Raw genomic sequence first — 11,914 nt, 5'->3', positions numbered from 1 at the left:
TACTGTTTGGCACGGTGTCAGAGGACAACAGCACCGGGTTTGACCCCCATAGGCCCAGTGGTTCGGCGGTGGCAAAGGTCATCAGACCCACACCCAGACCAGCACCGAACATCATCGAGAACCAGGAAAAGTTCGAAAACTCTGGTTTTTGGCCCGGTGTGCCCAGCAGGCGTTTGCCGGTGGAGGGGAGAATGGCGATGATAAACAGGAAAAAGGCGAACATGCCGACGGCGTAGATGTAAAAGGTGTTGAAGGACAAAAGCAGCGATGTGTTGACTGATTTCAACATATCCCCTGCGTTTATCGGCCAGATCAGTGCCCAGAGAACCAGCAAGACCATGCTGATCTTGGATATGAGCGCGATCGGAAGGCTGTAGCCTTGGTAAAATCCGGCATCTTGAGTCGAGATATCAAGATCCGTAAATGGTGGTTTGATTGACATTTTCTCTCCGTCCCTGTTGAGGTTGGCCGCGTTGTGCGGTCCTGTCTTGATGAGGCAGGCGGTGTTGGCACCTGTGTTGCATTCCTCGTTTCAATGCCCTGCGCATCGCGCCCACACACCGGGTCAATCCAAGAAGTGTGGTGATTTTGGACCAGCAACGTTGGGTGCTTGCCGACATTCTGGTGTCAAATACGACAAGCAATGCGTGCTTCGGACCAAGGCGACCGTACCCCCATGCTATATTTTGACGCCAAACCTACCATATTTGGCAGGCATCGCCTAGTTTTTTTGATGAGAGCGGCTTTATTGCTGCAAAGTGGTTTTGGCCTATACGACCCACTGTGTGCCGCTGATGCGCGATTGCCACGTTGTGACCCCGCGTTGTGATCCACGATCGGCTCCGCACGCCACTTGCGACTTGACCAAAGACGCGTCGCATCGGAGGTTCAGATATGATATTGGACAACGCATGGGCGCGCGCCCAATTCCCCGCTTTCGCCGAACCTTCCTTGCAAGGTCAGGCGTTTTTTGAAAACGCGGGCGGGTCGTATACCTGCAAGCCTGTGATTGATCGCCTCACGCGGTTTTACACCCAACGCAAGGTACAACCCTACGGACCTTACGCGGCCAGCGCTCTTGGCGGGCAGGAAATGGACGAGGCCCGCAGCCGCATGGCCGCCCTGTTGGGGGTAGCGGCGGACGAGTTGAGCTTTGGCCCTTCCACCACCCAGAACACCTATGTGCTGGCGCAGGCCTTTGGCCAGATGATGCAACCCGGTGAGGCGATCATCGTCACCAATCAGGACCATGAGGCCAATTCAGGCCCGTGGCGTCGGTTGGTGGATCAGGGGATCCAGGTGCGCGAATGGCTTATCAATCCAGACACCGGCGCGCTGGACCCGGCTGATCTGGAGACCCTGCTGGATGACAAGGTGCGGCTGGTCTGTTTCCCGCATTGTTCCAACGTGGTGGGGCAGATCAACCCGGTGACGCAGATCACCGCCCTTGCCCATGCCGCCGGTGCCTTTGTCTGTGTTGACGGGGTGTCTTATGCGCCGCATGGCTTTGCCGATGTGGGCACGCTTGGGCCTGACATCTATCTGTTTTCGGCTTACAAGACCTTTGGACCCCATCAAGGGCTGATGGTCATCCGGCGGGCATTGGGGGAGTTGCTGCCCAACCAAGGCCATCACTTCAACGCAGATACGCTCTATAAACGCTTCACGCCTGCGGGGCCGGATCATGCGCAGGTGGCGGCCTGTGCCGGGATGGCGGATTATGTGGATGCGGCTTATGCCCATCACATTGGCGGGAACGCAGATGCGGCCGCACGGGGCCGTGCGGTGCATGATCTGATGCGCGCCCATGAAACAGAACTGCTGCAACCGCTGCTGGACGCGGTCAAATCGCGCAATTCCGTGCGCCTGATCGGCCCGGATCAGGCGGCGGGCCGCGCGCCCACGGTTGCGCTGTCCCTGAACCAGCCGGGCATCGAGGTCGCGACAGCCCTTGCCAAACGCGGGATCATGGCCGGGGGTGGTGATTTTTACGCGGGTCGCGCGCTGAATGCCTTGGGGGTGGACGCCGACATGGGCGTCTTGCGCCTCAGCTTCACCCACTACACCTCGCGCGCAGAGATTGATCAATTGCTCAACGCACTGGATGATGTGCTTCAGGATTAGGGTTTGCTCAATATAAACCAAGCCCTTGACGCGGCGGTCATTGTCCTAGGTAGAGAGTGTGAAACAGACCTGAGGCAATGCCGTGACTGACCCATCCCCAATCCTGATATGGTTCCGCCGTGATCTGCGGCTCAGCGATCATGCAGCGCTCCGTGCGGCCTGTGATCCCGGTCGCCCGGTGATCCCGGTTTTCATCCATGATACCTTGTCCGAGGCGTTACGTGCGGCACCTAAATGGCGGTTGGGGCTGGGGGTCGGGCATCTGGCACAGGCGCTGGCGGCCAAGGGCAGCAAATTGATCCTGCGCCGGGAGGGCGATGCCCTGGCTGCGCTGCAAACCCTGGTGGCACAAACCGGGGCGGGGGCGGTTTACTGGTCGCGGTTGTATGACCCGCACAGCGTTGCGCGCGACACGTCGGTCAAACAGGCGTTGCGGGCGCAGGGGGTTGAGGCGCGCTCGTTCGGGGGGCACCTGATGTTTGAACCATGGCGGGTTCAGACCAAGACCCAAGGGTTTTACAAGGTCTACACGCCGTTCTGGAACACGGTCAAACAGATGGGGGTCGATGCGCCCCGATCTGCGCCGCAGACGATCACACCGCCGTCGCAATGGCCCGCCACGCACGATCTGGAAGGCTGGAACATGGGCGGCGCGATGAACCGTGGTGGCGTGGTGGTGCGGCCGTTCGTTCAACTGGGCGAACAGGCCGCCCAAGACCGACTGGCGCATTTTTGCAAAGCGATCATCCCCGAGTACAAAGAACTGCGCGATATTCCGGGCCGCGACGGCACATCGCTGTTGTCCGAAAACCTGAGCGTTGGAGAGATCAGCCCACACCAATGCTGGCACGCCGGGATGCGCGCCATGCACGAAGGCAAGGCCGGGGCCGAGACCTTTTTGAAAGAACTGGTCTGGCGTGAGTTCGCCTATCATCTGATGCATCACACGCCGCATATCCTGACAACCGCGTGGCGCGACGGATGGGAAGCGTTTGGCTGGCAAACAGATGCGGACAGCGCCGAGGTTTTGGCGTGGAAACAGGGCCGCACCGGCATCGAATTTGTCGATGCGGCGATGCGCGAATTGTATGTCACCGGGCGCATGCACAACCGCGCGCGGATGATTGTTGCCAGCTATCTGACCAAACATCTGATGACCGACTGGCGCATCGGCATGGCATGGTTTGAGGACTGCCTGACAGATTGGGACCCGGCCAGCAACGCAATGGGCTGGCAATGGACGGCCGGATCAGGGCCTGATGCCTCGCCCTATTTCCGGGTGTTCAACCCCGATACCCAGTTGGATAAATTCGACAAGGGCCGGGTCTATGTGGATCGTTGGCTGGCCGAAGGGTGCCGCACCCCCAGCCCGGATGCGCTGGCGTTCTTTGACGCGGTGCCACGCAGGTGGCAGTTGCGCGCTGATGCGACCTACCCAGACCCGATTGTTCCGTTGGACCTGGGCCGCAAGCGGGCATTGGCGGCCTATGCGGAGCGTGGATTTTGATACGCGACGCTAATTTTGGCGACCCCAGGCGTGACCGCGTGATGTGGAAATTTTACCTCACTTCTCAGGCCGCGACATTTGACAGTAGAAATTGTGACGTGCCACAGATTAACGTAAGGCGACGCGCCTGGAAGAGCGCGAAAATTGATGCAAAGGATTTCACATGCCAACCGCCGCGCGATTGATGGGGGCCATCTGTTTGGCCATTGTGGCCTTTGCCGTCTCTGGCATGGTGATGCCGCTGATGCCCGAAAGCACTGACTTTGGCTACTTTATTCCGGTGAACATCGTTCTGGGCCTCTGTGCTGGCTGGTTCGTTATGGGCAAGCGGGCGGGGCGGGGCATAACTGCGGCCATCAACAACGGGCTGACCGGCGTTTTTGTGCTGATGCTTTGGGGCGTTGGAATACAGTCCATCAACGAAATGGTGCGTTTGGCGATGCGCAACCGCTATGACGATGTGTTTGAGGCAATGACAGCGGTCTTCACCATCGGGGCAGATTATGTATGGACCATCTCCACAGTTCCGATTGGTATATCTTTGTTGATCTCTGCTGTGGTTGCCGGGTTGCTGACTGAATTTGCCGGCAAACGTTGGCGCTAGATCCATGAAAAATATGTTCTTTTACGGCACGTTACGCCACGTTCCATTGCTGGAGATTGTGATCGGTTGTGGTGCGGACACGTTGACCCTGGCGCCAAGCACATTATCGGGTTATCAGGTGTCCGGCGTGTCCCAGGGGCCGTTCCCGATGATCGCCGCGGCACCTGGTCAGACCGCCACAGGGTTGTTGGTAGAGGGGCTGTCAGAGGCCGACATCGCCCGGATTGATTACTACGAAGGCAGCTTTGCCTATGATCTGGTTGCGGTGACCCTGGACAGGGGCCAGCGTGGCCAAGTTTACCTGCCCCAGCCTGACCTATGGACACCCACAGGGCCTTGGTCGCTGGAAGATTGGCAGGCCGATTGGGCCGCGATGAGTTGCCATGCCGCGCGCGAGGTGATGGGGTACTTCGGCACCAAAACCCGTGATGAGGTTGCAGGCATGTTCCCGATGATCCGCGCAAGGGCCGCGTCCAAGGTCCGTGCCGCCAAGTCGATCCATGGCGAGTTGACCTTGGCCGGATCAGCGGAAATACTATCAAGATCAAGGCCGTATGCGCATTTCTTTGCGTTGGATGACCTGACGCTAACGCACGACCGATTTGATGGCACCAGATCAGATGAAATCGAACGCGCGGTGTTTATGGCCACCGATGCAACAATTGTCCTGCCCTATGATCCGGTGCGGGACCGGGTGCTGCTGGTGGAACAATTCCGCGTTGGCCCCTTGGCGCGGGGGGATGCAACCCAGTGGCAGTTGGAACCCATCGCGGGCCATATTGATGCGGGCGAAACACCACGCGACGCGGCCCTGCGTGAGGCGCAGGAAGAAGCCGGGCTCACCCTGCATCATTTGGAGAAAGTGGCGGAGGTCTATGCCACTCCCGGCACGTCAACGGAGTTTTATTACATCTTCCTTGGGCTGACTGATTTGCCCGATGACATCATCGGCATCGGCGGTTTGACCAGCGAAGGGGAGGATATTCGCAGTCATTTGATGGCGTTTGATGATCTGATGGGCTTCGTCGACCGCTTTTCGGCGGCCAACACGCCGCTGGTTTTGTCTGCTCTTTGGCTCGCACGTCACCGGGAACGCTTGAGGTCGCGCTAACGCAGGGCTAGATGTAACCTCAGGCAACGAGGGGGCTATTATGCACGTCGCATCTAATCTGGCGCAAGCCATTGGCAACACACCACTTATCCGGCTGCGCAAGGCCTCTGAGGAAACCGGCTGCGAGATTTTCGGCAAGGCCGAATTCATGAACCCCGGTCAATCGGTCAAAGACCGGGCGGCGCTTTATATTATCAAGGATGCAATTGCGCGTGGTGATCTGAAGCCGGGCGGAACCATTGTCGAAGGCACCGCCGGCAACACCGGTATTGGCCTGGCGCTTGTTGGCGCCTCGATGGGGTTCAAAACCGTGATCGTGATCCCGGAAACCCAGTCCGAAGAGAAAAAGGACATGCTGCGTTTGGCTGGGGCTCAGCTGGTACAGGTGCCTGCGGCCCCCTATCGCAATCCGAACAATTTTGTGCGTTATTCCGAGCGCTTGGCGAATGAACTTGCCAAAACAGAACCAAATGGCGCGATCTGGGCCAATCAGTTCGACAATGTAGCCAACAAGCAGGCGCATGTGGAAACCACCGGCCCCGAGATCTGGGAGCAGACCGGCGGTAAGGTGGATGGCTTTACCTGTGCGGTTGGCTCAGGCGGGACCCTGGCGGGGGTGGCGGAGGCGCTGCAGCCCAAAGGCGTGAAGATTGCACTGGCGGATCCAATGGGGGCTGGGCTGTATTCCTATTACACCACCGGCGAGATCGCCATGGAGGGATCTTCGATTGCAGAAGGTATCGGCCAGGTGCGGATCACCAAGAACCTGGAAGGGTTGAAGCCCGATTTCAACTATCAGATCTCCGACACTGAGGCGCTGCCGTTTGTCTTTGACCTGTTGCATGACGAGGGGCTGGTGCTGGGGGGATCTTCGGCGATCAATATTGCCGGGGCTGTGCGTATGGCCAAGGACATGGGACCGGGCAATACCATCGTAACGGTCCTGTGTGACTATGGAACGCGCTACCAGTCAAAACTGTTCAATCCAGACTTCCTGCGTGAAAAAGACCTGCCGGTGCCTGACTGGATGACCCATACACCCGCTTCAATCCCGGGCGTCTTCGAGGACGTATGACCACCGCGTTCCGGCAGTCAGCCCGTGCCAGATGTGCGACCACAGCCTTGTGGTCTCATGCCCTTTTGACGCGGCTGATTGCCGTCTTTGCCCTGTGGCTTGCAGTTACAGTTCTGGGAAGCATTGCAGCTGCCGGTCCTGTCTTTGCGCAGATGACGGCGCAGCAACAGACTTATATGCAGGAGTGGGAAAGCACCGCCCTGCGGGCCGAGCAGTCGATTGACAGCAGACGCGCCTCAAGTGCTGCCTTTGAGCAACTGCGCAAGGAACTGACGAGCTTTCGTCAGGATTTCCAGGCCGAGAAAAGCAAAAACAAGCAGCGTATTCAAACGCTGACAAATCAGATTTCGGCGCTCGGCGAGCCCCCCGCTGAGGGCGAGACAGAACCAGAAGACATCGCGGCGCTGCGCCAGCAGCTGACCAGCCAGCTTAACCAGCTAAAATCCCCACGCCTTATCGCAGAATCAGCCTTTAGCCGCGCGGATGGTTTGATCAGCGAAGTTGATAGTATCATTCGCGAACGCCGCACCAAGTACCTGTTGCAGCGCGGCCCGTCTCCTTTGAATCCTGAACTCTGGCCAGACGCCCTGGCGGCCCTGGGCTGGGCTGGGCGGACCCTGTGGTTGGAAACCAAGTCACAGATCGGAAGTGACACCACAGTTGAGAAGATCTGGGGTAGCTTTCCAGAAATTCTGCTGTTGGTCCTGCTTGGCAGTTTCTTGTTGCTGCGCGGTCGCTTCTGGGCGCGGGCGATGGGGGGGCGTCTGCGCATGCTTGGCGCCCGTGGCACTGGGGTGTGGACCTTTATCGTTTCGCTGCTGCAGGTTGCCCTGCCATTGCTGGGAATTCTCTTGCTGACAACCTCTTTGGAGGTGTCTGGAATCCTGGGGGTGCGGGGCACACTGATGCTGGAGCACCTGCCAGGATGGGCTTTGATCCTGTTCTCTTTCCATTGGCTTGGGGATCAGCTGTTTAAGGCCCCCGAGGAGGTCAGTCTGGTGCCCTTTGCAGTGGCGCGTCGCGGGGAAGCCCGCCTGATGATTGACCTCTGGGCGGTTATACTGGTGCTGCAGGATGTTCTCTACGAACTGTATCAGCTGGAAAAAACCTCAGTGGACACCCAGTCGGTGCTGAGCTTTCCTTTGATCCTGGCTGCAGCCCTGGTGATGTATCGGTTGAACATGCTCGGGGTTTCAAAGGCAGAGGCGGAACCGTCAGAACTGGTGCAGGGCGCGGCGGATAAGGCCGAGCCCGACACAGAGCAGGAAACCCGCATCTCCATCGGAGCCAGCCGGCTGTTTGATGTTGTGCGCCGTGGTGCCTTTTTCCTGGGGTTTGCAGCCCCACTTCTTGCGGCGGTTGGCTATGTCAATGCTGCAGAGGCGTTGATTTACCCGGCGATCTCGACGCTGTTGCTCTTGGCGGTGCTCTTTGTCGTGCAGCGTTTTGCCGGCGACCTTTATGGCTTTGTGTCAGGGCAGGGGGATGCGGCGCGAGACTCGCTTGTCCTGGTGGCGGTTGGGTTTACCCTGTCTTTGATTGCGCTGCCGCTGCTCTCGTTGATCTGGGGCGCCCGGGTCGCAGATATGACCGAACTCTGGTCGACGTTTCTGGCGGGATTCCAGATCGGTGACACCCAGATCTCTCCGGTTGCCTTTCTGAGTTTTGTTGTGGTTTTTGCCCTTGGTTACGGGGTGACACGGGTCGTGCAGAGCACCCTGCGCACGTCATTGTTGCCAAAGACCAAGATCGACCCAGGCGGCCAGAATGCCATCGTGTCTGGCTTGGGGTATGTGGGCGTCTTCCTGGCGGCGCTTGTGGCCATTTCAATGGCGGGGCTCGATCTTTCCTCCCTGGCGATTGTGGCCGGGGCGCTTTCGGTGGGGATTGGTTTTGGTCTGCAAACCATCGTGTCGAACTTTGTCTCTGGTATCATCCTGCTGGTGGAACGGCCGATATCCAAGGGCGATTGGATCGAAGTGGGCGGGCTGATGGGCTATGTTCGCGACATCTCGGTGCGCTCTACCCGGATCGAGACCTTTGATCGTAGCGACGTGATCGTGCCAAATTCGGATCTGATCACTGGCACCGTTACCAATTACACCCGTGGCAATACGGTTGGGCGGGTGATTGTGCCGGTTGGGGTGGCCTATGGCACCGATCCGCGCCGCGTCGAGGCCATCCTGAACGAGATTGCCCAATCGCACCCGATGGTGCTGTTGAAACCAGCCCCCAGCGTGATTTTCCAAGGGTTCGGGGCCGATAGTCTTGATTTTGAGATCCGCGCGATTTTGCGGGATGTGAACTGGGTCTTGTCGGTGAAATCCGATCTCAACTACGAGATCGCCGCGCGCTTTGCCGCTGAAGAGATTGAAATTCCCTTTGCCCAGCGTGATCTCTGGATCCGAAATCCAGAGGCATTTGCCCAGAGTAAGGCCAAGGACGCGCAACCGGATCAGAACTCGGTTCAAACCACTACCGGAGCCAGCACCGGAACCCGGTTAGCTGTCGATCGGCCGGATCTGGACGATATGCACGACAGTGCGGCGGAGGCAGACCCTGACGCAGACCGCTAGCAAGTGGCTGCGCCAGCCGGGGCGTGTGATCCGCACCCCTGGTGATGGCGGGGGCAGCCAAACGCCACGCAGGCTGCGGAAAACGGGTGAGAGGCTGGCGGCACGACAGTCTCTGAGATGGCACTTGGTATGGGCCAGCGCGAACTGCAGAAAGGGAACCTGATCTGTCGGCATTCTACCCCCATTCTTCTCCTATTCGGTCTGTATCTGGTTGATTGAAAAAGGTTTTGAAAAAGATGGTTTTTTTGTCAGAACGGGCCTTGCAATTCCTTTTCTGATCGGTCAAAAGTCCGCCTAACGGAGAGGTGGCCGAGTGGTCGAAGGCGCACGCCTGGAAAGTGTGTAGGCGGGAGACCGTCTCCAGGGTTCGAATCCCTGTCTCTCCGCCATTATCCCCATTGCGAACCAGTGACACCGCCCTGACGGGCACGGAATTTTGCGTGTTATCAAAGGGGTTTGCGGGAACCGACCGAACCTTATAGACGCGCCGCCTGTCCGAAGCTGGGCTCAGAATGGCCCACAGTCTCAGTTTGGGCGAACCTCGTCCGTTCCGGTTCGGTCCACTTTTGATGTTATTTTTCAATGGCCTGACTTGAAGGCCCGCCAAAACCAAAACGCGCGTTCCGAATGATATCGACGGCAACATAGACGGAACACAAGGTAGGCGCGTTGCTCGGGATGACAGCGAAAACAGGCGGATTGCTGGGGTAGGTTCGCAACCCATTCCCCAGCGAAACTGCTGATGACAAATGATTTTCTCTTCCCTAGCTTGGCGGCAAGTCGGACGAGCTATGCAGGAGTTGTATGGGAACGTTCCCGCAAGCGAGTTAACTGACCTGATGCGCGTTGAACCTAAACCGTTTTTGTCCCTACTTCTCAATCCGTTCGGGACCCATGCCCGAGGGATTGAGCATCGCGATCTTCAACTGATCATCGATGCGCGTCGCGGTCGAAAAGTTCATCTGAAAAACCTTACGGCTCCACCAACCGTAACCAAAGGCTTGTTGGGGACGACGGTCCGCATCGAGATGGACGATGGCAGTGGCGTGGCTCTGAGGGGCGTCAACCATAGGCCTGCAAACGTCTTTGCGCAGGAAGTCCAAGAAGCCTGGAGCGCGTTCAATATCGAGCTCTTTGAGGAAAAACGCAGCGAAATTGATGCCATCTTGCGTGCGATAGATGGGCTTGACCTGCCAACCAGGTATCCAGCGGCATGCGTCCTTTCCCCTGTTTTGGATGCAGGCCGAACGCTCGAAAAAACGCTTTTCGCCAAACTTCGCAGCGAAGCAATCGGCGAAGTTCATTTTGCGCAGATCCGGAAGATCCGCGAGTTCATCAATGCCCCAGGGCCTCGGCGAAATCAGGCCATCGAGCGCTTCGAAAGGGAGGAAGTCCTGCGGTGGCAGGAGTTCTTCGACACATTCGAGAAAAACCCGCTTACACCTGAGCAGAGGCTTTCCATCGTCGCCGATGAGGATGCGACGCTCGTCCTTGCCGGGGCGGGCTCTGGGAAGACAAGCGTCATCACGGCCAAGGCGGCATATCTGGTGAAAGCCGGTATCCGGAAACCCGAAGAAATTCTGTTGCTGGCTTTCGCTCGAGATGCTGCGAAGGAGATGTCGGAGCGTATCGAGCTGCGCTGTGGCCAGCCTTTGGAAGCGCGAACATTCCACGCACTCGCATACGACATCATTGGTGCAGTCGAAGGCAACAAGCCTGCGCTCGCCGCACACGCGACCGATGACAAAGCGTTTCTGGCGCTTCTCAGAGAAATCCTGCGGGCGCTTGTTGAAACCGTTTCAGAGGTATCGAAATCAATCATCGGATGGTTCTCATACGCTCGGTTGGATGAAAAGAGCGAGTGGGACTTCAAGCAAAAGCACGAATACTACACGTTCATCGAGAAGGCGGACCTGCGCACTTTGCAGGGCGAGCAGGTGAAAAGCTTTGAAGAGCTGATGATCGCTAACTGGCTCTACGAAAACGGCGTCGAGTATGAATACGAGCCCGACTACGAACACCACATCGCTGATACAGGTCGGCGCAATTACTGCCCAGATTTCCGTCTGAAGAATAGCGGCGTCTACATCGAGCATTTTGGTGTGAGGCGCAGAAAAATGGCCGACGGGTCTTACCAGTTTTCGACAGCACCTTTCGTCGACCGTGAAGAATATCTGGCGGGAATGGCCTGGAAACGTGAAGTCCACACGACCCATGAGACGACACTGATAGAAACATTCAGTTATGAGCGCGAAGACGGCCGCTTGCTTGAGGCGTTGGCTGAAAAAATTGCACCGTTTGAAACACTCAAGCCGCGTTCCCGCGAGACACTGTTCGATCGTGTCGTCGAGCTGAATCAGGTCGACAGCTTTGTACAGTTGCTCGGGACGTTTCTACGCCACTACAAAGGTGGTGGTTACAGTCTGGCGGATTGCGAAGCCAAAGGAAAAAAGCTGAAGCTCGGTCGCCGCGCACGCGCGTTCCTGTCGATCTTCGAGCCTGTCTATCGCGAGTATCAGAAGCGTCTTGGGGGCCGTATCGATTTCGAAGATATGATCCTGCGGGCGTCAGAATACGTTGAAGACGGCCAGTACAGCAGCTGCTTCCGGCACATATTGGTCGACGAATTCCAGGATATTTCACGTAGCCGCGGGCGCCTCGTTCGGGCTCTGAAAGCACAACATCCTGACGCCCGCATCTTTGGTGTTGGGGATGATTGGCAATCGATTTACCGTTTTGCGGGGTCGGACATCAATCTCATGCGCAACTTCGGCAATGTGTTGAATGTCATTGAGAACTGACCCGGTATTGTCACCGAGATTTGACCCGCTCTTAGTTATGTATCGGTCGCTATGCTTTGGTCAATGAGGTGGCCTCCTTTGTGGTTTTGTTTGCAGCCTCTGAGCTGGCCTTGAAG

8 protein-coding genes and 1 tRNA gene are annotated in these 11,914 nt (G+C 57.6%); 8 read left to right on the top strand and 1 reads right to left on the bottom strand.

The genetic code is table 11. From position 1 onward, the window contains the following. The coding region (locus QZ268_RS19650) for a BCCT family transporter (RefSeq protein ID WP_295455844.1) at positions 1–442 on the bottom strand (442 nt) is incomplete at its 3' end. Between the two features lie 452 nt (positions 443–894). Here QZ268_RS19650 and QZ268_RS19645 point away from each other — a divergent pair. From QZ268_RS19645 to QZ268_RS19610, 8 genes are all read left to right on the top strand, one after another. Continuing rightward, entirely contained in the window at positions 895–2,124 is a 1,230-nt protein-coding gene (locus tag QZ268_RS19645) for an aminotransferase class V-fold PLP-dependent enzyme (RefSeq protein WP_295455842.1), read from the top strand. Positions 2,125–2,206: 82 nt separating this feature from the next. Then, positions 2,207–3,631 (top strand): deoxyribodipyrimidine photo-lyase, encoded by a 1,425-nt coding sequence (locus QZ268_RS19640; protein WP_295455840.1) that lies wholly within the window; start codon positions 2,207–2,209, stop codon positions 3,629–3,631. A 163-nt stretch (positions 3,632–3,794) separates the two neighbouring features. Further along, positions 3,795–4,235 (top strand): TrgA family protein, encoded by a 441-nt coding sequence (locus QZ268_RS19635; RefSeq protein ID WP_295455838.1) that lies wholly within the window; start codon positions 3,795–3,797, stop codon positions 4,233–4,235. Positions 4,236–4,239: 4 nt separating this feature from the next. Beyond that, positions 4,240–5,346, top strand: a complete 1,107-nt coding sequence (locus tag QZ268_RS19630; protein ID WP_295455837.1) for an NUDIX domain-containing protein — start codon at positions 4,240–4,242, stop codon at positions 5,344–5,346. 40 nt (positions 5,347–5,386) lie between these two features. Then, positions 5,387–6,421 (top strand): cysteine synthase A, encoded by a 1,035-nt coding sequence (locus QZ268_RS19625; RefSeq protein WP_295455835.1) that lies wholly within the window; start codon positions 5,387–5,389, stop codon positions 6,419–6,421. Continuing rightward, on the top strand, positions 6,418–8,997 hold the full coding sequence (locus QZ268_RS19620) for a DUF3772 domain-containing protein (RefSeq protein WP_295455833.1): 2,580 nt from the start codon (positions 6,418–6,420) through the stop codon (positions 8,995–8,997). The genes QZ268_RS19625 and QZ268_RS19620 overlap by 4 nt, the downstream gene beginning before the upstream one ends. Before the next feature lie 299 nt (positions 8,998–9,296). Further along, positions 9,297–9,386 (top strand) — tRNA-Ser (locus QZ268_RS19615). A gap of 402 nt (positions 9,387–9,788) precedes the next feature. Beyond that, entirely contained in the window at positions 9,789–11,798 is a 2,010-nt protein-coding gene (locus QZ268_RS19610) for a UvrD-helicase domain-containing protein (protein WP_365323016.1), read from the top strand. Positions 11,799–11,914 lie beyond the last annotated feature (116 nt).

Source organism: uncultured Pseudophaeobacter sp., assembly GCA_905479575.1.
GTDB lineage: Bacteria > Pseudomonadota > Alphaproteobacteria > Rhodobacterales > Rhodobacteraceae > Pseudophaeobacter.
This window is presented reverse-complemented; position numbering and strand designations above follow the sequence as displayed.

Coding starts and splice junctions, on each gene's coding strand:
- QZ268_RS19645 (WP_295455842.1), top strand. CDS start 895: ATGATATTGGACAACGCATGGGCGCGCGCCCAATTCCCCGCTTTCGCC.
- QZ268_RS19635 (WP_295455838.1), top strand. CDS start 3,795: ATGCCAACCGCCGCGCGATTGATGGGGGCCATCTGTTTGGCCATTGTG.
- QZ268_RS19630 (WP_295455837.1), top strand. CDS start 4,240: ATGAAAAATATGTTCTTTTACGGCACGTTACGCCACGTTCCATTGCTG.
- QZ268_RS19625 (WP_295455835.1), top strand. CDS start 5,387: ATGCACGTCGCATCTAATCTGGCGCAAGCCATTGGCAACACACCACTT.
- QZ268_RS19620 (WP_295455833.1), top strand. CDS start 6,418: ATGACCACCGCGTTCCGGCAGTCAGCCCGTGCCAGATGTGCGACCACA.
- QZ268_RS19610 (WP_365323016.1), top strand. CDS start 9,789: ATGCAGGAGTTGTATGGGAACGTTCCCGCAAGCGAGTTAACTGACCTG.